Source organism: Streptomyces sp. NPDC030893 (genome assembly GCF_055571535.1).
In genome coordinates, this window is sequence record NZ_JBVIFC010000001.1 from 922,852 (window position 1) to 943,862 (window position 21,011).

18 protein-coding genes are annotated in these 21,011 nt (G+C 72.4%); 8 read left to right on the forward strand and 10 right to left on the reverse strand.

The genetic code is table 11. The annotated features are described in order from the left end of the window. Positions 1–7: 7 nt before the first annotated feature. The 5 genes from aceE to ACZ434_RS04150 form a co-directional block, all read right to left on the reverse strand. The gene (aceE, locus tag ACZ434_RS04130; RefSeq protein WP_468451535.1) at positions 8–2,713 is read right to left on the reverse strand and encodes a pyruvate dehydrogenase (acetyl-transferring), homodimeric type; all 2,706 of its coding nucleotides are present in this window, start codon (positions 2,711–2,713) and stop codon (positions 8–10) included. A 372-nt stretch (positions 2,714–3,085) separates the two neighbouring features. Beyond that, positions 3,086–3,709, reverse strand: coding sequence for a GntR family transcriptional regulator (locus tag ACZ434_RS04135; protein WP_466923566.1), 624 nt, complete (start codon positions 3,707–3,709; stop codon positions 3,086–3,088). A gap of 219 nt (positions 3,710–3,928) precedes the next feature. Continuing rightward, positions 3,929–5,752, reverse strand: coding sequence for a 2-oxoglutarate dehydrogenase, E2 component, dihydrolipoamide succinyltransferase (gene sucB / locus ACZ434_RS04140; RefSeq protein WP_468451537.1), 1,824 nt, complete (start codon positions 5,750–5,752; stop codon positions 3,929–3,931). Positions 5,753–5,812: 60 nt separating this feature from the next. Continuing rightward, a complete protein-coding gene (lpdA, locus tag ACZ434_RS04145; RefSeq protein ID WP_468451539.1) occupies positions 5,813–7,201 on the reverse strand; it encodes a dihydrolipoyl dehydrogenase in 1,389 nt (462 codons plus the stop codon). A 226-nt stretch (positions 7,202–7,427) separates the two neighbouring features. After that, entirely contained in the window at positions 7,428–8,984 is a 1,557-nt protein-coding gene (locus ACZ434_RS04150; protein WP_468451541.1) for a leucyl aminopeptidase, read from the reverse strand. A gap of 299 nt (positions 8,985–9,283) precedes the next feature. Between ACZ434_RS04150 and ACZ434_RS04155 the strand changes: the two genes are divergently transcribed. The 3 genes from ACZ434_RS04155 (at position 9,284) to ACZ434_RS04165 (ending at position 12,339) form a co-directional block, all read left to right on the forward strand. Beyond that, positions 9,284–10,075 carry an endo alpha-1,4 polygalactosaminidase gene (locus tag ACZ434_RS04155; protein WP_468451543.1) on the forward strand — a complete coding sequence of 264 codons (792 nt, stop codon included), beginning with the start codon at positions 9,284–9,286 and terminating at the stop codon, positions 10,073–10,075. 166 nt (positions 10,076–10,241) lie between these two features. Continuing rightward, on the forward strand, positions 10,242–11,969 hold the full coding sequence (ctaD, locus tag ACZ434_RS04160) for an aa3-type cytochrome oxidase subunit I (protein ID WP_468451545.1): 1,728 nt from the start codon (positions 10,242–10,244) through the stop codon (positions 11,967–11,969). Between the two features lie 28 nt (positions 11,970–11,997). Further along, complete coding sequence (locus tag ACZ434_RS04165) at positions 11,998–12,339, forward strand: hypothetical protein (protein WP_468451815.1); 342 nt, start codon at positions 11,998–12,000, stop codon at positions 12,337–12,339. Between the two features lie 36 nt (positions 12,340–12,375). Here ACZ434_RS04165 and ACZ434_RS04170 read toward each other — a convergent pair whose 3' ends face one another. After that, the gene (locus ACZ434_RS04170; protein WP_468451547.1) at positions 12,376–13,191 is read right to left on the reverse strand and encodes an adenosylcobinamide-GDP ribazoletransferase; all 816 of its coding nucleotides are present in this window, start codon (positions 13,189–13,191) and stop codon (positions 12,376–12,378) included. A gap of 60 nt (positions 13,192–13,251) precedes the next feature. Between ACZ434_RS04170 and ACZ434_RS04175 the strand changes: the two genes are divergently transcribed. After that, positions 13,252–14,010: a hypothetical protein gene (locus ACZ434_RS04175; RefSeq protein ID WP_468451549.1), complete on the forward strand. Its 759-nt coding sequence runs from the start codon at positions 13,252–13,254 to the stop codon at positions 14,008–14,010. Positions 14,011–14,178: 168 nt separating this feature from the next. Here the strand turns inward: ACZ434_RS04175 and cobT are convergent, their stop codons facing one another. Next, positions 14,179–15,237, reverse strand: coding sequence for a nicotinate-nucleotide--dimethylbenzimidazole phosphoribosyltransferase (cobT, locus tag ACZ434_RS04180; RefSeq protein ID WP_468451551.1), 1,059 nt, complete (start codon positions 15,235–15,237; stop codon positions 14,179–14,181). Between the two features lie 182 nt (positions 15,238–15,419). Between cobT and ACZ434_RS04185 the strand changes: the two genes are divergently transcribed. Next, positions 15,420–16,469 carry a class I SAM-dependent methyltransferase gene (locus tag ACZ434_RS04185; RefSeq protein ID WP_468451553.1) on the forward strand — a complete coding sequence of 350 codons (1,050 nt, stop codon included), beginning with the start codon at positions 15,420–15,422 and terminating at the stop codon, positions 16,467–16,469. A 65-nt stretch (positions 16,470–16,534) separates the two neighbouring features. Here the strand turns inward: ACZ434_RS04185 and ACZ434_RS04190 are convergent, their stop codons facing one another. Continuing rightward, a complete protein-coding gene (locus ACZ434_RS04190) occupies positions 16,535–17,734 on the reverse strand; it encodes a bifunctional adenosylcobinamide kinase/adenosylcobinamide-phosphate guanylyltransferase (RefSeq protein ID WP_468451555.1) in 1,200 nt (399 codons plus the stop codon). Between the two features lie 127 nt (positions 17,735–17,861). Here ACZ434_RS04190 and ACZ434_RS04195 point away from each other — a divergent pair, with 127 nt between their 5' ends. Then, positions 17,862–18,104: a hypothetical protein gene (locus ACZ434_RS04195; RefSeq protein WP_468451557.1), complete on the forward strand. Its 243-nt coding sequence runs from the start codon at positions 17,862–17,864 to the stop codon at positions 18,102–18,104. Positions 18,105–18,240: 136 nt separating this feature from the next. On the opposite strand, the gene ACZ434_RS04200 is transcribed toward ACZ434_RS04195, so the two are convergent. Continuing rightward, positions 18,241–18,912 carry a class I SAM-dependent methyltransferase gene (locus tag ACZ434_RS04200; RefSeq protein WP_468451817.1) on the reverse strand — a complete coding sequence of 224 codons (672 nt, stop codon included), beginning with the start codon at positions 18,910–18,912 and terminating at the stop codon, positions 18,241–18,243. Between the two features lie 83 nt (positions 18,913–18,995). Then, positions 18,996–19,640 carry a DUF3043 domain-containing protein gene (locus ACZ434_RS04205; protein ID WP_468451559.1) on the reverse strand — a complete coding sequence of 215 codons (645 nt, stop codon included), beginning with the start codon at positions 19,638–19,640 and terminating at the stop codon, positions 18,996–18,998. Between the two features lie 263 nt (positions 19,641–19,903). Between ACZ434_RS04205 and ACZ434_RS04210 the strand changes: the two genes are divergently transcribed. Together ACZ434_RS04210 and pspAA are read left to right on the forward strand one after the other, a co-directional pair. Further along, positions 19,904–20,689: a PspA/IM30 family protein gene (locus ACZ434_RS04210; protein ID WP_468451561.1), complete on the forward strand. Its 786-nt coding sequence runs from the start codon at positions 19,904–19,906 to the stop codon at positions 20,687–20,689. A gap of 20 nt (positions 20,690–20,709) precedes the next feature. Further along, a complete protein-coding gene (pspAA, locus tag ACZ434_RS04215; RefSeq protein WP_468451563.1) occupies positions 20,710–20,991 on the forward strand; it encodes a PspA-associated protein PspAA in 282 nt (93 codons plus the stop codon). Positions 20,992–21,011: the final 20 nt, after the last annotated feature.

Genomic DNA, 21,011 nt, shown 5'->3' on the forward strand with positions numbered 1-21,011 from the left:
CCGGCGCTTACAGGCCGTACTTCTCGCGCGCTTCCTTCACGGCCGTCGCCCTGACCTCGCCGCGCCGGGCCAGCTGGGCCAGGGCCGCGACGACGATGGACTCGGCGTCGACACCGAAGTGGCGGCGGGCCGCGTCACGGGTGTCCGACAGACCGAAGCCGTCGGCGCCCAGCGACGAGTAGTCCTGCTCGACCCACTGCGCGATCTGGTCCGGGACCTGACGCATGTAGTCCGACACCGCCAGCACCGGGCCCTCGGCACCCTGGAGCGCCCGCCGGACGAACGGCACCCGGTCCTCGCCGCGCAGCAGCGCCTCGTCGGCCTCCATCGCGTCGCGGCGCAGCTCGGTCCACGAGGTGGCGGACCACACGTCGGCGGCCACACCCCACTCCTCGGCGAGCAGCCGCTGCGCCTTCAGCGCCCAGTGGATCGCCGTACCGGAGCCGAGCAGCTGGATGCGCGGGGCGTTCGCGGCGGGGGTCAGCCCGGCCGTCTCCGCCGTGTTGAAGCGGTACAGGCCCTTGACGATGCCCTCGTCGATGCCGGCCACCGACGGCTTCGCGGGCTGCGGCAGCGGCTCGTTGTAGACCGTCAGGTAGTAGAAGACGTCCTGGTCCTCGCCCGGCCTGCCCTCGCCGAACATCCGGCGCAGGCCCTCCTTGACGATGACCCCGAGCTCGTAGGCGAACGCCGGGTCGTACGTCAGGGCCGCCGGGTTGGTCGCCGCGATGACCGGCGAGTGGCCGTCGGCGTGCTGGAGGCCCTCGCCCGTCAGCGTGGTCCGGCCCGCCGTGGCGCCGACCAGGAAGCCGCGGCCGAGCTGGTCGCCGAGCTGCCACATCTGGTCGCCGGTGCGCTGCCAGCCGAACATCGAGTAGTAGATGTAGAACGGGATCATCGTCTCGCCGTGCGTCGAGTACGACGTCGAGGCGGCGAGGAACTCGGCCATGGCGCCGGCCTCGGTGATCCCCTCGTTGAAGATCTGGCCGTTCTTCGCTTCCTTGTAGTACATCAGCTGGTCGCGGTCGACCGGCTCGTACGTCTGGCCCATCGGCGAGTAGATGCCGAGGGACGGGAAGAGGCTCTCCATGCCGAAGGTGCGCGCCTCGTCGGGGACGATCGGCACCCAGCGCCTGCCGGTCTCCTTGTCGCGGACCAGGTCCTTGACCAGGCGGACGAAGGCCATGGTGGTGGCCACGTTCTGCGCGCCGGAGCCCTTGTCGAAGGCGGTGAACGCCTTGTCGGCGGGCTGCGGCAGCGGCGCGACCGGGTGCACGCGGCGGGCCGGGGCCGGACCGCCGAGGGCGGCGCGGCGCTCCTGGAGGTAGCGGACCTCGGGGGAGTCGGCGCCCGGGTGCACGTAGGGCACCTCGCCGTCGGCGAACCGCGCGTCCGGGATCGGCAGCTCCAGCCGGTCGCGCATCGCCTTGAACTCGTCCACCGAGAGCTTCTTCATCTGGTGGTTGGCGTTCTTGGAGGCGAAGCCCTCACCGAGGGTGTGGCCCTTGACGGTCTGCGCCAGGATCACGGTCGGCGCGCCCTTGTGGGCGAGCGCCGCCTTGTACGCGGCGTAGACCTTGCGGGACTCGTGGCCGCCGCGCGAGAGGTGGAAGCACTCGAGGATCTTGTCGTCGCTCAGCAGCTTCGCCATCTCGGCGAGCGCCGGGTCCTTGCCGAAGAAGTCCTCGCGGATGTAGGCGGCGTCGCGCGTCTGGTACGTCTGCACCTGCGCGTCGGGTACCTCGCGCAGGCGTCGTACCAGCGCGCCGGTGGTGTCGAGCTGGAACAGCTCGTCCCACGCGGTGCCCCACAGGGTCTTGATCACGTTCCAGCCGGCGCCGCGGAACTGGGCCTCCAGCTCCTGCACGATCTTGAAGTTGGCGCGGACCGGACCGTCGAGGCGCTGCAGGTTGCAGTTGACGACGAAGGTCAGGTTGTCCAGCTGCTCGCGGGAGGCGAGGGTGAGCGCGGTCGTCGACTCGGGCTCGTCCATCTCGCCGTCACCGAGGAACGCCCACACGTGGGAGTCGGAGACGTCCTTGATGCCGCGGCTGGTCAGGTAGCGGTTGAAGCGCGCCTGGTAGATCGCGGAGATCGGCCCGAGGCCCATCGACACGGTGGGGAACTCCCACAGCCAGGGCAGCCGGCGCGGGTGCGGGTACGACGGCAGGCCGTTGCCGCCCGCCTCGCGGCGGAAGTTGTCGAGCTGCTGCTCGCTGATCCGGCCGTCGAGGAAGGCGCGGGCGTAGATGCCGGGGGAGGCGTGGCCCTGGATGTAGAGCTGGTCGCCGGAGCCGTCACCCTCCTTGCCGCGGAAGAAGTGGTTGAAGCCGGTCTCGTACAGCCAGGCCGCGGAGGCGAAGGTGGCGATGTGGCCGCCGACGCCGTACTTGGCGCCCCGGGTCACCATGGCGGCCGCGTTCCAGCGGTTCCAGGCGGTGATGCGCTGTTCCATCGCCTCGTCGCCGTCCACCGCGGGCTCGGCGGAGGTGGGGATGGTGTTGACGTAGTCGGTCTCGAGGAGCTTCGGCAGCGCGATGCCGGCGCCCTCGGCGCGCTCCAGGGTGCGGCGCATCAGGTATGCGGCACGGTGCGGCCCGGCCGCCTTGGTGACGGCGTCCAGGGAGGCCTGCCACTCGGCGGTCTCCTCGGGGTCGCGGTCCGGGAGCTGGTCGAGCTCGCTCGGCTGGATGGCGTTGGGGTCGGTCGTCATGTCGCCGCCTTCCTCAGTCGAAGGGGGGTGCCCTAGGTCTTGGCAGGACAGGGCGAAGGGCTCGGGTGAGAGCCCAACGGCGACCATAACTCCCTGATCGATGATCGATCAAAGGGTTGAGGGGTAAAACCTCTCGATCCCGAGAAAGTCGGCACGGCGTGCCTCCGGCGGTGGCACCGGGTGACTGTTTGCGCAGGTGAGACGGTCTGCGCGCAGAAGAGCCCGGAGGGTTCTGACCCATGGCGGGTGCCCCCCTTAGGGGGCGCGGGGCTCCGCCGCTAAGGGGCGCGGGGAACTGCGCGACGGGGGTCTGGGGGCGGAGCCCCCAGGGACGGGACGGGAAGGGGCGGCGGGGGCGAAAACGCCCCGGCGCTAAGCCCGAGGCGCGCACCCCAGCACATGCGCCTTCACCAGCTCCGCGATCCGCGGATCCCGCCGCCGGAACGCCGCCACCAACTCCTCGTGCTCCTCCGCGTACGACTGCTGCACCGTCCCCAGCCACCGTATCGACAGCGCGGTGAACACCTCGATCCCCAGCCCCTCCCACGTGTGCAGCAGCACCGAGTTCCCCGCCGCCCGCACCAGCTCCCGGTGGAAGGCCACCGTGTGCCGCACCTGCCCCGTCCCGTCGGACAGCCGGTCCGCCTCGTACAGCGCGGCGACATGCGGCTCCAGCGCCGAGCAGTCCTCCGCCAGCCGCCCCGCCGCCAGCTCCGCCGCGATCGCCTCCAGACCGGCCCGGACGGGATAGCTCTCCTCCAGGTCGGCGGCCGTCAGATTCCGCACCCGTACGCCCTTGTTCGGCGCCGACTCGATCAGCCGCAGCGACTCCAGTTCCCGCAGGGCCTCCCGCACGGGCGTCTGGCTGACCTCGAGCTCCGTCGCGATCCGCCGCTCCACGATCCGCTCGCCCGGCTTCCAGCGTCCGCTGATGATCCCTTCCAGGATGTGCTCGCGGATCTGTTCGCGCAGCGAGTGGACGACGGGCGCGGTCATGAGGGGCTCCTTAGCGGGGCCCACGGGCCCCCGGGGGGCTTTGACGAATAGACAATACGGCCGTGAGCCCGCCCCGCAGGGGCGCACAGGGGCGCTTTCGCCCAGGTGAGACGAGACTTACACGCCCCATACGCCGATGCCCCCGCCCGGGAAGCCATGATCGGCTTCCGGACGGGGGCACCGTACGACCGTGTCAGCGGCCGAGGACCACCGGGCGGCTCACAGGCCCAGCTCGACCTCGAACTCGCCGGCCTCCAGGATCGCCTTGACCGCCGTCAGGTAACGGGCCGCGTCGGCGCCGTCCACCAGGCGGTGGTCGTAGGAGAGGGTCAGGTAGGTCATGTCGCGGACGCCGATGACCGTACCCTCCTCGGTCTCGATGACGGCCGGACGCTTGACCGTGGCACCGATGCCGAGGATCGCGACCTGGCCCGGGGGCACGATGATCGTGTCGAACAGCGCGCCGCGCGAACCGGTGTTGCTGATGGTGAAGGTCGCGCCGGACAGCTCGTCCGGGGTGATCTTGTTGCCGCGGACCTTGCCCGCCAGCTCGGCCGTGGCCTTGGCGATACCGGCGATGTTGAGGTCACCGGCGTTCTTGATGACCGGGGTCATCAGGCCCTTCTCGGAGTCCACCGCGATACCGATGTTCTCGGTGTCGAAGTAGGTGATGGTCCCCTCGGCCTCGTTGATCTTGGCGTTGACGACCGGGTGGGCCTTCAGCGCCTGGGCGGCGGCCTTGACGTAGAACGGCATCGGGGAGAGCTTGACGCCCTCGCGCGCCGCGAACGCGTCCTTGGCCTGGCCACGCAGCTTCATCAGCCGGGTGACGTCGACCTCGACGACCGAGGACAGCTGCGCCTGCTCGTGCAGCGCCTTGACCATGTTGTCGCCGATGACCTTGCGGATGCGCGGCATCTTCACGGTCTGGCCGCGCAGCGGGGAGGCCTCCAGGACGGGGGCCTTCTTCGCGGCGGGCGCGGCGGCGGCAGCGGCGGCCGGAGCCGGCGCGGCGGCCTTCGCGGCCTCGGCGGCGGCGATGACGTCCTGCTTGCGGATACGGCCGCCGACGCCGGTGCCCTTGACGGTGGACAGGTCGACGCCGTTCTCGGCGGCGAGCTTGCGCACCAGCGGGGTCACGTAGGCGCCCTCGTCCGTGGCCTGGGCGGCGGCCGGAGCGGCAGCCGGGGCGGGCGCCTGCGGGGCCGGAGCCGGAGCGGGCGCCGGGGCTGCCTGCTGCGGAGCCGGAGCCGGAGCCGCGGCGGCCGGCGCGGGAGCCGGGGCAGCGGGAGCCGGAGCCGGGGCGGCGGCCGGGGCGGGCGCGGGCTGCGCCGGGGCCTCGGGGGCGGCCGGGGCGGGCGCGGGCTGCGCCGGGGCCTCGGGGGCGGCCGGGGCGGGGGCGGCGGCCGGGGCGGCACCGGCCTCGCCGATGACGGCGAGCTTGGCGCCGACCTCGGCCGTCTCGTCCTCGCCCACCACGATCTCCAGCAGCGTGCCGGAGGCGGGGGCCGGGATCTCGGTGTCGACCTTGTCCGTCGACACCTCCAGCAGCGGCTCGTCGGCCTCGACGGTGTCACCGACCGACTTCAGCCAGCGGGTGACGGTGCCCTCGGTGACGGACTCGCCGAGCGCCGGCAGGACCACGTCCGTGCCCTGCGCGGAGCCGCCGCCGGCCGCGGCCTCGGCGCTGGGCGCCGGAGCCGGAGCGGGCTGCTCGGTGGACGGCTGGGCCTGCGGCTCCGGGGCCGGAGCCGGCGGGGCCGCCTGCTCGGCGGCGGGGGCCGGGGCGGCCGCCGGAGCGCCGGAGCCGTCGTCGATCAGGGCCAGCTCGGCGCCGACCTCGACGGTCTCGTCCTCGGCGACCTTGATGGAGGACAGCACGCCGGAGGCGGGTGCGGGGATCTCGGTGTCGACCTTGTCGGTGGAGACCTCGAGCAGCGGCTCGTCGGCCTCGACACGCTCGCCCTCGGCCTTCAGCCAGCGGGTGACAGTGCCCTCGGTGACGCTCTCGCCGAGCGCCGGAAGGGTTACGGAAACCGCCATGGTTTCGGTTGCTCCTTAGAAGTGCGGAAGTCTGGTCGTCGCGCCCGGTGACTGAGGGCGTCAGTCGTGGGAGTGCAGGGGCTTTCCGGCCAGGGCCAGGTGGGCCTCGCCCATCGCCTCGTTCTGCGTCGGGTGTGCGTGGATGAGCTGCGCGACCTCGGCCGGCAGCGCCTCCCAGTTGTAGATCAGCTGCGCTTCGCCGACCTGCTCGCCCATACGGTCGCCGACCATGTGGACACCGACCACCGCACCGTCCTTGACCTGGACGAGCTTGATCTCGCCCGCGGTCTTGAGGATCTTGCTCTTGCCGTTGCCCGCCAGGTTGTACTTCAGAGCGACGACCTTGTCCGCGCCGTAGATCTCCTTGGCCTTGGCCTCGGTGATGCCGACGGAGGCGACCTCCGGGTGGCAGTACGTCACCCGCGGGACACCGTCGTAGTCGATCGGGACGGTCTTCAGACCGGCCAGCCGCTCCGCCACCAGGATGCCCTCGGCGAAGCCGACGTGCGCGAGCTGGAGCGTCGGGACGAGGTCACCGACGGCGGAGATCGTGGGCACGTTGGTGCGCATGTACTCGTCGACCAGGACGTAGCCGCGGTCCATGGCGACGCCCTGCTCCTCGTAGCCCAGGCCCTGGGAGACCGGGCCGCGGCCGATGGCGACGAGCAGGACCTCGGCCTCGAACTCCTTGCCGTCCGCCAGGGTGACCTTCACGCCGTCCTGGGTGTACTCGGCCTTCTGGAAGAAGGTGCCCAGGTTGAACTTGATGCCGCGCTTGCGGAACGCGCGCTCCAGCAGCTTCGAGCTGTTCTCGTCCTCGACCGGGACGAGGTGCTTGAGGCCCTCGACGATCGTCACCTCGGTGCCGAACGACTTCCACGCGGAGGCGAACTCCACGCCGATGACACCGCCGCCCAGGACGATCGCGGACTTCGGCACGCGGTCCAGGACCAGGGCGTGGTCGGAGGAGATGATGCGGTTGCCGTCGATCTCCAGGCCCGGCAGCGACTTCGGCACGGAGCCGGTCGCCAGCAGCACGTGGCGGCCCTGGACGCGCTGACCGTTGACGTCGACGGAGGTGGGGGAGGACAGCCGGCCCTCACCCTCGATGTAGGTGACCTTGCGGGAGGCGACCAGACCCTGCAGGCCCTTGTACAGGCCGGCGATCACGTCGTCCTTGTACTTGTGCACCCCCGCCATGTCGACGCCCTCGAAGGTCGTCTTGATGCCGAACTGCGCGCTCTCGCGGGCCTGGTCGGCGATCTCGCCCGCGTGCAGCAGGGCCTTGGTGGGGATGCAGCCGTTGTGCAGGCAGGTGCCGCCGAGCTTGTTCTTCTCGATCAGGGCGACGTCCAGGCCCAGCTGTGCCCCGCGCAGGGCCGCGGCGTATCCGCCGCTGCCACCGCCGAGGATCACTAGGTCGAAAACGGTGCTGGCGTCGTTCGCCACGTCACGTCCTCCATGCATGTGCGCCACGCCGGTCTCCAGTGACCGGTCGGCGGCTGGTGTCCGGCCGCTCATTGTTCTCGGCCCTTGGGTGGGCCCTGTCCTGCCGAGCCCTATCCTCGCACTTGTCGGGGCCGTACGAGACGCGGGGCCGTGGTGTGAGACGTCCCACTTCCGCCGCCGGGGCCTCGCCCTACCCGCGTGCGAGGCCCCGGCGGCGGACGAAGGGTCAGCTCAGGTCGCCGGCGGCGGCCCGCTCCGCCAGGCGGACCAGGGTGCGCACCGCGGTGCCCGTACCGCCCTTGGGCGTGTACCCGAACGGTCCGCCCTCATTGAAGGCGGGACCGGCGATGTCGAGGTGCGCCCAGGTGATGCCCTCCCCGACGAACTCGCGCAGGAACAGGCCGGCGACCAGGCCGCCGCCCATCCGCTCACCCATGTTGGCGATGTCGGCGGTGGCCGAGTCCATGCCCTTGCGCAGGTGCTCCGGCAGCGGCATCGGCCAGGACGGCTCACCGGTCTCCTCGGCGGCCTCGTGCACCGCGGAGCGGAACGCGTCGTCGTTCGCCATGATGCCGAACGTGCGGTTGCCCAGTGCCAGCATCATCGCGCCGGTCAGGGTCGCGACGTCCACGATGGCGTCCGGCTTCTCCTGCGAGGCGGCCCACAGCGCGTCGGCGAGCACGAGCCGGCCCTCGGCGTCGGTGTTGAGGACCTCCACGGTCTTGCCGCTGAACATGCGCAGCACGTCGCCGGGCCGGGTCGCCGAACCGGACGGCATGTTCTCGGCCAGCGCCAGCCAGCCGGTGACGTTGACCTCCAGGCCGAGCCGGGCGGCGGCGACGACGGCGGCGAACACCGCGGCGGCACCGCTCATGTCGCACTTCATCGTCTCGTTGTGGCCGGCCGGCTTCAGCGAGATGCCGCCCGAGTCGTAGGTGATGCCCTTGCCGACCAGGGCCAGGTGCTTCTTGGCCTTGGAGGAGGTGTACGACAGCTTCACCAGGCGGGGCGCGGACGCCGAGCCGGCACCGACGCCCAGGATGCCGCCGTAGCCGCCCTTGGCCAGGGCCTTCTCGTCGAGCACCTGCACCTTGATGCCGTGCTCCTTGGCCGCCGCCTGGGCGACGGCCGCGAACGCCTCGGGGTTGAGGTCGTTGGGCGGGGTGTTGATCAGGTCGCGGGCGCGGTTGAGCTCCTCGGCGACCGCGGTGGCGCGCTCGACCGCGGCCTTGTACGCCTTGTCGCGGGGCTTGCCGCCGAGCAGCGCGGCCTCGGCGAGCGGGGCCTTGCCGTTCTTCTTGTCCTTGCCGCCGTCCTTGCCGCCCTCCTTGCCGTTGTCCTTGTAGGCGTCGAAGGAGTACGCGCCGAGCAGGACGCCCTCGGCGACCGCGCCGGCGTCGGCGGCGTCCGTCAGGGGCAGGGCGAAGGCGGCCTTCTTGGTACCGGCGAGGGCACGGGCGGCCACACCGGCCGCCTTGCGCAGCGCCTCGGTGCCGTACCCGGAGTCCTTCCCGGGCAGGGTGCCGAGGCCCACCGCCACCACGAGCGGTGCCTTGAAGCCGGACGGCGCGGGGAGCTTCGTCACCTCGCCCTCGGCACCGGACGCGCCGAGCGTCTCCAGGACGCCGGCGAGCCGGCCGTCGTACGCCTGGTCAACGGCCTCGGCGCCCGGTGCGACGACCGGGCCCGCGGCCTGTGCGGCAGAGCCCTTGGCGACACCGATCACGATCGCGTCGGCCCGCAGGCCGGGGACCGCGGCGGTGCTGAGAGTGAGAGCAGTCACGGTGGTGAAATCTCGCTTCCGATGTGAAGTTGCGATGGCCGAGAGGTGTGGGTCGACCGGGCCCGGCAGCCGACCCTAGTTGCGCTGTTCGGATGCGGTCCCGTCGGGGCCTTTCCCGGTGCGGCGGACACTCGGGACGAGCCTACGCGCGTCCGCGCGTTCGCTCATTCATCCGGGTGCTCACCTTCCGCCGACGCCGGGGCCGTGCCGGGGGCTCGCCACGGGAACCACCGGGCGGCGACGATCATCTGTACCAGTCCCGCGTACCGACCAGCCGCCCGCCCCATGGAGACCGCCCGGTGAAACGACCGTTCCTGTACGTCCTGCTGCTCGCCCTGCTGGCGGCCGGCTGCGCCACCGCGCCGGAATCCGACGCGGAGTCACCGCCCGGCGACCGCTGGCGGCCCCGTCCCGGCACCGCCTGGCAGTGGCAGCTCAGCGGCCGGCTCGACACCTCCGTCGACGTACCCGTGTACGACATCGACGGCTTCGACCACTCCCGCGCGACCGTCGGCGCACTGCACCGCGACGGCCGCAAGGTCATCTGCTACCTGTCCACCGGCGCCTGGGAGGACTTCCGGCCGGACGCGGACGACTTCCCCCGGGAGGTGATCGGCCGGGGCAACGGCTGGGAGGGCGAGCGCTGGCTCGACATCCGCCGGACCGACGTCCTGGAACCGCTCATGGCCGAGCGTCTCGACATGTGCCGCGACAAGGGTTTCGACGCGGTGGAGCCGGACAACATGGACGGCTACCGCAACCGCACCGGCTTCCCGCTCACCGCCGCCGACCAGCTCCGCTACAACCGCCTGATCGCCCGGCTCGCCCATGAGCGCGGACTGGCCGTGGGCCTGAAGAACGACCTCGGCCAGATCCCCCAGCTGGTCGACGACTTCGACTTCGCGGTCAACGAACAGTGCGCCCAGTACGGCGAGTGCGCGGAGCTCACGCCGTTCATCGAGGCGGACAAGGCCGTCTTCCACGTCGAGTACGAGCTGCCCACCGGCCGCTTCTGCCCCGACTCCCGCCGCCTGCGGCTGAGTTCCCTGCTCAAGAAGTACGAACTGGACGCCTGGCGCCGGCCGTGCTGAGCCACGGACCCCCCGGCCGCGCTCACACGTGTGTGCGAGGAGGGGGCGGGTTCACCCGAATGCCGGGTGGAAAGCGCGCCACGGCGCCCGGCTTCGGCCACGGCCGGTCCTCCTTTCGCCATGCTGCCCTGGGGACTCTCCCCGAGGCCGTAGGAGGACGTGGACAGTGGCGGACAAGAGCACGGTGGACTCGCTCGACGAGGAGACCTACGAGGACGAGCTGCCGGTGCGGCGCAAGAGTCCCGGTAACGTCGTCGTCAAGTGGCTGACGACCACCGACCACAAGACGATCGGCACGCTCTATCTGTGCACCTCGTTCGCGTTCTTCGTCCTGGGCGGGGTCCTGGCGCTGGTGATGCGCGCCGAACTGGCCCGGCCCGGTACCCACATCGTCTCCAACGAGCAGTTCAACCAGGCCTTCACCATGCACGGCACGATCATGCTGCTGATGTTCGCGACGCCGCTGTTCATCGGCTTCGCGAACTGGATCATGCCGCTGCAGATCGGCGCGCCCGACGTGGCCTTCCCCCGGCTGAACATGTTCTCGTACTGGCTGTTCCTGCTCGGCTCGCTGATCGCGGTGGGCGGCTTCCTCACGCCGGACGGGCCCGCCAGTTTCGGCTGGTTCGCCTACACGCCGCTGTCCGACGTGGTCCGCTCGCCGGGCCTCGGCGGTGACCTGTGGATCATGGGCCTGGCGCTCTCCGGCTTCGGCACGATCCTCGGCTCGGTCAACTTCCTCACCACGATCGTCTGCATGCGGGCGCCCGGCATGACGATGTTCCGCATGCCGATCTTCACCTGGAACGTGCTGCTGACCGGTGTGCTGGTCCTGCTGGCCTTCCCGGTGCTGGCCGGCGCGCTGCTCGCCCTGGAGTACGACCGCAAGTTCGGCGGACACATCTACGACGCGGCCAACGGCGGACCACTGCTGTGGCAGCACATGTTCTGGTTCTTCGGCCACCCCGAGGTGTACATCATCGCGCTGCCGTTCTTCGGCATCGTCTCCGACGTCATCCCGGTCTTCGCCCGCAAGCCGATCTTCGGCTACATGGGTCTGATCGCCGCGACGATCGCCATCGCGGGTCTGTCGATCACGGTGTGGGCACACCACATGTATGCGACGGGCGGCGTGCTGCTGCCGTTCTTCTCCTTCATGACGTTCCTCATCGCGGTGCCGACGGGTGTGAAGTTCTTCAACTGGATCGGCACCATGTGGAGAGGCAGTCTCTCGTTCGAGACGCCGATGCTGTGGTCCGTCGGCTTCCTGGTCACCTTCCTCTTCGGTGGTCTGACCGGTGTGATCCTGGCGTCGCCGCCGCTGGACTTCCACGTCACGGACTCGTATTTCGTGGTGGCGCACTTCCACTACGTGGTGTTCGGCACCGTGGTGTTCGCGATGTTCGCCGGCTTCCACTTCTGGTGGCCGAAGTTCACCGGCAAGATGCTCGACGAGCGCCTCGGCAAGATCAGCTTCTGGACGCTGTTCCTCGGCTTCCACGGCACGTTCCTCGTCCAGCACTGGCTCGGCGCGGAGGGCATGCCGCGCCGGTATCCGGACTACCTCGCGGCCGACGGCTTCACCGCGCTGAACACGGTGTCGACGATCGCCTCGTTCCTGCTCGGCCTGTCGATCCTGCCGTTCTTCTACAACATCTGGAAGACGGCCAAGTACGGCAAGCCGGTCGGCGTCGACGACCCGTGGGGATACGGCCGCTCCCTGGAGTGGGCGACCTCCTGCCCGCCCCCGCGGCACAACTTCACCACCCTGCCGCGGATCCGCAGCGAGTCCCCGGCGTTCGACCTGCACCACCCGGACGTCGCCGCGATCGACGACCGGGAGAACCGTCCCGACGCCTCCGTGACGGTGGCCCCCGGTGACAAGCAGCGATGAGCGCGCGTACCGGAAGCGGGAGCGGAGCGTGAACCCCGGCCGGGACACCGCCCTCGGTCTGAACCGGCTCGAGGGCCACCTCCTGTGGGCCGCCGAGGTCGAGGAGGCGCGGCGCAGGGCCGACCGGTTCACCGCGGAACTGCCGTGGCTGACGACCGCCCAGCGCGAAGAGGTGGCACGCGTGTACCGGGCCGACCGGATCGCCACCTCCCGGGACACCCTGGAGCGCATCTGCGGCCGGGTCGCCGAGCTGCGCGCCGAGTTCGAGGCCCGCTACCGGCGGCTGCGGGCGCGCTGCGTCGCCCTGACGGCGGTGGCGCTGGCGGGCGGCGCGGGCACGGTGATCACCGCGGTCCTCACCCGCCGGTGACGCCGTGCGGCGCGGGCCGCGAGGCCCGAGCCGCCGTCAGCCCAGTGACGACACGACGAGCGCGGTCGTCGCCGCGGTCTCGGCGACCCCGCCGAAGACGTCGCCGGTGACCCCGCCGAAGCGGCGGACGCAGTGCCGCAGGAGAAGTTCGGCGCAGGCGACCGCGAGCACCACCGCCGCGACGGCACGGACCACGTCCCACGCGCCGAGGAAGGCGCCCCCGGCCGCCGCGGCCGCCGCCACCGCGAGGGCGACCGGCACCGCCCCCGCCACCGGCACCGCCCCCGCCACCGCCGCGCCCAGCCCCTCCGGACGGGCCGGCGGCACACCCCTGCGGGCGGCCAGGGTGAGCGCGAGCCGCGCCACGACCGCCGACACGACGGCGGCGAGCGCGCCCCGCGCGGGGCCGGCGCCGTACGCCTGCGCCAGGGCGGCCACCTGGGCCAGCAGGACGAGGACGAGCGTGAGCACACCGAACGGGCCGATGTCCGACTGCTTCATGATCCGCAGCGCGTCCCCGGCGGGCTTGGCGCTGCCGAGGCCGTCCGCGACGTCGGCGAGTCCGTCGAGGTGCAGCCCCCGGGTCAGCGCGGCCGGTACGGCGACCGTGGCGACGGCGGCGAGCAGGGCGCCCGCGCCGAGCAGCAGGAGCAGCAGCCCGGTGGCGGCGGCCACGGCACCGACCACCAGCCCGGCCGACGGGGCGCACAGCATCCCGGCGCGGGCGGCGGACCTGTCCCAGCGGGTGACCCGGACCGGGAGCACGGTGAGCGTGCCGAAGGCGAAGCGGAGGCCGTCGGAGAGGGAGGCGGGAGGCCCGGGAACGGGCGGCACGGGGGAAGGGTCGGGCACCGGCGCAGATTACCCGGCGGTCACCGCAGCGCCTTCGGCAGCCGTGGATAAAGTGCGCATATGGGACTCTGGCTGGACCGGAACATCATCGAGCCGGGCAAGCTGCCGCTGCTCCTCGCGCTGACGGCCTTCGTCCTCACCTTCCTGATCACCCGGGTGATCACCCGCATGATCCGGGCCGGCAGGGGACCCTTCGGGAACGTCACGGCGGGCTCGGTGCACATCCACCACGTGGTCCCCGGCGTCGTGCTCACCGTGATCGGCGGATTCGGCGCGGTGGCGGGCGGGCGGCACGGTGTCGGCCCGGCGCTCTGCGCGGTGATCTTCGGCGTCGGCGCGGGGCTGGTGCTGGACGAGTTCGCGCTCATCCTGCACCTCGACGACGTGTACTGGACCGAGGCGGGGCGCAAGAGCGTGGAGATGGTCGTCGTCACCGCCGCGCTGGTGGGGCTGCTGCTGGCGGGGTTCAGCCCGTTCGGCGTCGACGACCCCTCCGAGGACGAGCTGCAGAACCGCGCGGGGGCCGTCGTGAGCATCGGCGTGAACTTCCTCTTCGCGCTGATCGCGCTGAGCAAGGGGAAGACGCGGATCGCGGTGTTCGGGGTGGTCGTTCCGGTCGTGGCGCTGGTCGGGGCGGTGCGGCTGGCCCGTCCGGACTCGCTGTGGGCCCGGCGCTTCTACCGGCGCCGGCACCGGGCCCGTGCCCGGGCGATCCTGCGGGCCTACCGCTACGACCGCCGCTGGTCCGGCCCCGGCCGGGCCGCCGAGAACTGGCTGGCCGGCCGCCCGGACCCTCCCCGCCCGCTGGATCGCGACTGAGTCCACGCCCCTGCCGCCTCCTCGCGCGGTTCCCCGCGCCCCTCGGAGGGTCGCGGAGAACCGCGCGAGAAACCCCCACCCACCCGCGCGTCCGGGGTCAAAGGGGCAGCGCCCCTTGAGGACGGGACGGGAAGGGGCGGCGGGGGCGAGGAAAAGCCGCCGACGAGGTCAGTCGGCTTTCTCCGCCGCCTCCGGCAGCTCCGCGGCCAGCACGGCCGCCGCCTGCACCAGAGGAAGCGCCAGCAGCGCGCCCGCGCCCTCCCCGACCTTCACCCCCTGCGTCAGCAGCGGCTCCAGCGCCATCCGGTCCAGCGCCTTCGCCTGCCCCGGCTCCCCGCTCGCATGCGACGCCAGCCACCAGTCCGGCGCCCGGAACGCCACCCGCTGCGCCACCAGCGCACACGCCGCCGTCACCACCCCGTCCAGCACGACCGGCATCCTCCGCACCGCCGCCTGCAGCAGGAACCCCGTCATCGCGGTCAGATCGGCCCCGCCCACGGTCGCCAGCAGCCGCAGCTGATCGCCCAGCACCGGCCGGGCCCGCCGCAGCGCGTCACGGATCGCCGCGCACTTGCGCATCCACGCCAGATCGTCGATCGCCAGCCCGCCCCGCCCGGTCACCACCGACGCGTCCGTCCCGCACAGCGCGGCCACCAGCACGCCCGCCGCGGTGGTGCCGCCCACGCTCACATCGCCGAGCACCACCAGATCCGTACCGGAGTCGGCCTCCTCGTCGGCCACGGCCATCCCCGCGCGGAACGCCGCCTCCGCCTCCTCCGGGGTCAGCGCGTCCTCGATGTCGATGCGCCCGCTGCCCCGCCGCACCCGGTGCCGTACGACGTCCTCCGGCAGTGCCCCGGGATCGCAGTCCAGGGCCATGTCGACGACCCGCACCGGCACCCCGAGACGCCGCGCCAGCACGGACACCGGGCGGCCGCCGTCCAGCACCTCCCGCACCAGCTCCACCGCGCTGCCCGCGGCCCGCGCGGAGACGTCCAGCCCGGCGACGCCGTGATCCCCGGCGAACAGCACCACCCGCGGCCGTTCGACCGGCCGCACCGGCACCGCGGACTGCGCCGCCGCCAGCCACTCACCCAGGTCGTCGAGGCGGCCCAGCGATCCGGGCGGCACCGCCCGGCGCTCCCGGTGCGCCTCCGCGTCACGGCGCACCCCGCCGTCCGGACGCTCGATCAGATCGGTGAAGTCGTCGAGATTAAGCGAGCTCATTCGCCGAACAGTACCGGCCCTGATCGAACACCACGCGGTGCCGTCCGGCCCCGCGCGCACGACCTCGCCGTCACCACGCCACCCCGGCGCCGTTGCACCCCGGACGGCCTTCCGCTACGTAACGTTTTGCTCGGATTGCCGGACATCGTCCGCGCCGTACGTTCTCACGCCGGGAGCCGCCCATGTCCGCGCCCACCCCAGACGCCGCGTTGCCCGTTCCGCACGGCTCCGCGAGGGTGCACGAGCCGCATCGCGGGGACTGCCCCTGGTGCGGCTCCGCGCGGCTGCGCAACCGGCTGAGAACCGGCGATCTGCGCCGGCACCGGCCCGGTCTGTTCACCGTCGACGAGTGCCGGGACTGCGGCCACACCTTCCAGAACCCCCGACTCACCGCCGAGGGCCTCGCCTTCTACCGGCGGACCGTGCGCGGCGCCCCCCGCGACCCCGCCACCGAACGCGTCCTCGCCCTGCACGCCGTACGGCACCGCCGCCGTGCCGCCGCCCGCGCGATGCTCCCCTTCGGCGAACCGGAGAGCTGGCTGGACGTCGGCACCGGCCTCGCCCGCTTCCCGCAGAGCGCCCGGGAGTACTTCCCGTACACGGCCTTCGACGGCACCGACCTCACCCCGCGCGTGGAGAAGGCCCGTGCGCTCGGCCGCGTCGAGGAGGCCCACATCGGGCCGCTGACCGACCCCGGGGTCATGGCCCGGCTGGCGGGCCGCTACGACGTGGTCAGCCTGCTGCACCACCTGGAACACACCACCGACCCCCGCGCGGAGCTCCACGCGGCCCTCGACGCCCTGCGCCCCGGCGGCCACCTCCTGATCGAGACCCTGGACCCGCGCTGCGCGTTCGCCGCCCTGTTCGGCCGCTGGTGGCTGCCCTACGACCAGCCCCGCCGGCTGCACCTGATGCCCCGGCGCAACCTCCGCGCGGAGCTCGTGGAGCGTGGCTGCACGCTCCTCACCGACGGGCACCGCGCCGCACACGTGCCGCACGACCTGGCGGGACTGACCGCCCTCGCCCTCTCCCACACGCTGCCCGCCCCGGACACCCCCTGGCGCGCCGTCCCGCCCACCCCCCTCCAGCGGCACCTGCGCACGGTGCTGCTCCGCGCGGGCACCCCGCTGGTGGTCGCCGCCGCGATGACCGACCTCGCCCTCGCGCCGGTGCTGCGCCACACCCCGTTCGCCAACGCCTACCGGATCATCGCCCGCAAACCGAAACCCTGAGCCCGGGTCCCCGCCACCCCGCCACCCCCGTCACTCCCGTCACCCCGTCACCCCCGTCGTCCTCGTCACCCCCGCAGGACGACCGCCTGCCCCGCGACCACCAGCAGCACCTGCTCGCACTCCTGGGCGAACGCCGCGTTCAGCCGCCCCAGTTCGTCCCGGTACCGGCGGCCGGACGGGGTGGCGGGCACGATGCCGGACCCCACCTCGTTGGACACGGCGACCACCGTCCGCCGGGTCTCGCGCACCGCCGTCGTCAGCGCCCGCATCCGCTCCCGCAGCGCCCGCTCTCCGCCGTCCGCCCATTCGGCGTCGTCCCACGCCCCCACGGCGTCCATCGCGTCCGTCAGCCACAGCGACAGACAGTCCACCAGCAGCGGCGGCCCGTCGTCCTTCAGCAGCGGCACCAGATCGCACGTCTCCAGGGTCCGCCACGACCCCGGACGCCGCTCCTGATGCACCGACACCCGCGCCGCCCACTCGGTGTCCCCGCCCCGCGACCCGCCGGTCGCCACGTACAGGACCTCCGGGAACGACTCCAGCCGCCGCTCGGCCTCCACCGACTTGCCCGAACGCGCCCCGCCCAGCACCAGCGTCCGGCGCGGCACGTCGGGCACGTCCTCGTACGCGCCGACCTCCAGCGTGATCCCGTCCGGTACGGCGCGGGCCCCGGCCGCCGCGAGCCGGCGCCGCACCTCCCTGCCCGGCGGCACGTCGTGGTCGAGATGGACGGCGACGACGTCCGTGGTGGGGCCGACCGCGCCCACCTCCCGCAGCCGCGCCAGCGCGTCCGGGCGCCCCACGACGTCCAGCAGCACCATCGCGTACGACTCGGCCGGCTCCTCGAGACCGGCCGGCGCCCCGCCGGGCGGCAGGTACAGCAGCCGCTGCCCGTCCGGCCCGGTCACCGCGTACCCGGTGCCGGGCGCGTCCAGCGCCACCGCCCGTACCCGATGACCCGTCAGCAGCGCCAACTCCCGTCCGTCCGGCACCCGCCCCGGCTGCGGCAGCCCGGCGGGCACCTCCACCGCGGGGCCGTCGTGCGGATGCGACAGCAGCACCTGGCGCACGCCGCCCAGCGAACGGCCCGCGCGGGCGGCCGCGAACGCCGCGCCCGGTGTGAGGTCGAGCAGCAGCGCGCCGTCCACGAGCAGCGAGGTCGCCGCCCGCGCGTCCGCGCCGAGGGCGCAGGCGCAGGTGGCGCAGGGACAGTCGGGGCGGGGCAGTCCCGCGGGGGCACCGGTGCCGAGCAGAGTCAGTTCCACGGACCCGATTTTCTCCTGTCCCCACGACCGCTGCCCGTCCGACTAGGCTTCCGGGCAGGAGCCGGACCAAGATCCGGCTTCTGTCGTGACAGTGTGCTCAGCGTGCTCACACCCATGGGAGGCGTACATGGCGGCATGGACGTGGCGGTTCGAGAAGGCCGACGGGACGCAGGTCGAGCCCGCGGTGCCGCCGGAGGAGTTCCCCACACAGGGGGACGCCGAGTCCTGGATCGGGGAGAACTGGAAGGCTCTCGCGGAGGGCGGTGCCGATCAGGTGCGGCTGCTGGAGGACACGACGGAGATCTACGGCCCGATGAGCCTCCACGCGGACGCGGAGGCGGAGGCGGGCGCGGGCACGGAAGAGGCGTGAGCCCCGGGCGGCGGGGCCGAAGGGATTTTCGCCCCCGCCGCCCCTTCCCGTCCCGTCCCTGGGGCTGCGCCCCAGGGACCCTTCGCGCAGTTCCCCGCGCCCCTTGAAGGGGCGCACCCGCGCGTGTCGGGGAGGCTCAGCCGCGGAATCCGCACAGGTGCAGCAGCGAGGCCACGCCCCGGTAGGGGTCCGTCCGTCCGGCCCGGTCCTCGACCGCGAGCAGCGCCTCCAGGTCGGCCGGGGGAACGTCCGCCTCGGCCCGCACCGTGTCGCTGAACACCCGTACCCCGTACCACGCGTGCAACGGCGCCCCGATCCCCGCGAGCGTCGACGTCAGCCTCTTCAGCCCGTAGGACGTCGCACAGAACCCCGCCATCGCCCCGGCCCAGTCACCGGACAGCCCCGCCCGCATCGCCGGCGCGTCACCGTTGCGCACCAGCAGGGACAGCAGCCCCCCGGGCGCCAGCATCCGCGCCACCCCCGCCAGCAGCGCGTCCGGCTCCTCGACGTGCATGAGCACGCCATGACACAACACCACGTCGAAACTGCCCGGCAGGAAGTGCACACCGGTGTCCCCGGCCTGCCCCTCGATGATCCGCATCCGCTCCCGGATGCCCTCGGGCTGCCCGGCGAGGACCTCCCGCGCGGCCGAGATCATCGCCGCGTCCTGTTCGACACCGGTCACCTGGTGGCCGGCCCGGGCCAGCCGGAGCGCCTGCGCGCCCCGGCCCATGCCCACGTCCAGCACCCTCAGCCGTCGCCCGACCGGGAAGCGCCCGACTATCTGCTCCTCCAGCTGGCGGGCCACCAGCTCCTGCCGGACGACGTCCCGCAGACCGCCGGGCACGCTCAGCCGGCCGGGTGCCGCGCCGTCGGCGAACGGCGTGGTGCTCAGGGCCGCTCCCCGCGCTTGACCTGGGGCTTGGGCAGCCGCAGCCGGCGCATCTGGAGCGAGCGCATCAGCGCGTAGGCCACCGCACCGCGCCGGCGGTCGTCGGGGAAGCGCTCGGCGAGCTGCTTCTTCAGCCGGAACCCGGTCACGATCGAGTCGAGCACGATCATCACGATGACCACCAGCCACAGCAGCAGCGCGGCGTTCTGCAACTGCGGCACCTGGATCATGCTCATCACCAGGATGATCACGGCCATCGGCAGGAAGTACTCCGCGATGTTGAACCGCGAGTCCACGAAGTCGCGCGCGAACCGGCGCACCGGCCCCTTGTCGCGGGCGGGCAGATAACGCTCGTCGCCGCTGGCCAGCGCCTGGCGCTGCTTCTCCAGCGCGACGCGGCGCTCCTCCCGCTGCCGCTTGGCGGCCTCCTTGCGCGTCATCGACGTGTTGGCCACGCTGCGGCGCTGCGACTGGGCCACGCTGCGCTTGGGTGTGGGGCGGCCCTTCGGGGCCTCCGGGTGACGGGTCTGCTTGGAGTCGGTCACCGTCGCCTTGTCGGCGACCGATGCCTTCTCTTCCTTGGCACGGCTACGGAACACAAAACCCAAGGGTACGGGGTGCCCGGGGTTGGACCCCAGCCCCATGGGGAACGATCCGGCAACACCGGACGTCTCCAAAAGGACAGGAGGGGACGTAGTGCGGCTCTCCGGGACGACCCGCGAGGCCGTACCCGGGAACCACCTACTCCCTACGCCGGATCGGGAGGGTACGCAGTCGTCCTTGGGGATGAGCGCATCCGTCCCCGAACAGTGCGGTAATGGAGTCAGGGCCCGTACTGTGGGTTCTGTTGCAGTCGCTGGAGCTGGAGTCCGTCAGAAGGGGGCGCGCGAAGCCCATGAGCGGTGTCATGAAGCGTATGGGGATGATCTTCCGCGCGAAGGCGAACAAGGCCCTTGACCGGGCCGAGGACCCGCGCGAGACCCTCGATTACTCGTACCAGAAGCAGCTGGAGCTGCTCCAGAAGGTCCGCCGCGGCGTCGCCGACGTGGCGACCTCGCGCAAGCGGCTGGAGCTCCAGCTCAACCAGCTCCAGTCCCAGTCGGGCAAGCTGGAGGACCAGGGCCGCAAGGCGCTCGCGCTCGGCCGCGAGGACCTGGCGCGCGAGGCGCTCTCCCGCCGCGCCGCGCTCCAGCAGCAGGTGACGGACCTGGAGACCCAGCACGCCACGCTCCAGGGCGAGGAGGAGAAGCTCACCCTCGCGGCCCAGCGCCTCCAGGCCAAGGTGGACGCCTTCCGCACCAAGAAGGAGACCATCAAGGCCACCTACACCGCCGCCCAGGCACAGACCCGGATCGGCGAGGCCTTCTCCGGCATCTCCGAGGAGATGGGCGACGTCGGCCTGGCGATCCAGCGGGCCGAGGACAAGACCGCCCAGCTCCAGGCGCGGGCCGGCGCGATCGACGAGCTGCTCGCCTCCGGCGCCCTGGACGACCAGTCCGGGATGCAGAAGGACGACATCCAGGCCGAGCTGGACCGTCTCTCCGGTGGTACGGATGTAGAGCTGGAACTGCAGCGCATGAAGGCCGAGCTGGCCGGCGGCGGCAGCGGTGACCGACAGGCCATCGAGGGCGGCGACACGGCGCAGCAGCCCCAGCAGCAGCCGCAGGACACTCCGCGCTTCGACAAGCAGTAGCCCACGCCGAGGAGGGCGACATGATCGTACGGATCATGGGGGAGGGGCAGGTGACGCTGGCGGAGAGCCGGCTCGCCGAGCTGGACAAGCTGGACGAGGAACTGCTCGCCGAGATGGAGAACGGCGACGGTCCCGGCTTCCGCGCGACCTTGAAGGCCCTGCTGGACAAGGTCCACGAACTCGGCGAGCCCCTGCCGGACGACACCCTGGAACCCTCCGACCTGATCCTCCCGTCCCCCGACGCGACGCTCGAGGAGGTCCGGAACCTCCTCAGCGACGACGGCCTCATCCCCGGCACGTAACTGCGGGCAGTCGTGCCTCC

Bases quoted from the DNA above. Each gene is read 5' to 3' on its own strand.
- ACZ434_RS04205 (WP_468451559.1), bottom strand. From the start codon at position 19,640: ATGGGGCTGGGGTCCAACCCCGGGCACCCCGTACCCTTGGGTTTTGTG.
- ACZ434_RS04175 (WP_468451549.1), top strand. From the start codon at position 13,252: ATGGGACTCTGGCTGGACCGGAACATCATCGAGCCGGGCAAGCTGCCG.
- pspAA (WP_468451563.1), top strand. From the start codon at position 20,710: ATGATCGTACGGATCATGGGGGAGGGGCAGGTGACGCTGGCGGAGAGC.
- ACZ434_RS04185 (WP_468451553.1), top strand. From the start codon at position 15,420: ATGTCCGCGCCCACCCCAGACGCCGCGTTGCCCGTTCCGCACGGCTCC.
- aceE (WP_468451535.1), bottom strand. From the start codon at position 2,713: ATGACGACCGACCCCAACGCCATCCAGCCGAGCGAGCTCGACCAGCTC.
- ACZ434_RS04195 (WP_468451557.1), top strand. From the start codon at position 17,862: ATGGCGGCATGGACGTGGCGGTTCGAGAAGGCCGACGGGACGCAGGTC.
- ACZ434_RS04210 (WP_468451561.1), top strand. From the start codon at position 19,904: ATGAAGCGTATGGGGATGATCTTCCGCGCGAAGGCGAACAAGGCCCTT.
- sucB (WP_468451537.1), bottom strand. From the start codon at position 5,752: ATGGCGGTTTCCGTAACCCTTCCGGCGCTCGGCGAGAGCGTCACCGAG.
- cobT (WP_468451551.1), bottom strand. From the start codon at position 15,237: ATGAGCTCGCTTAATCTCGACGACTTCACCGATCTGATCGAGCGTCCG.
- ACZ434_RS04135 (WP_466923566.1), bottom strand. From the start codon at position 3,709: ATGACCGCGCCCGTCGTCCACTCGCTGCGCGAACAGATCCGCGAGCAC.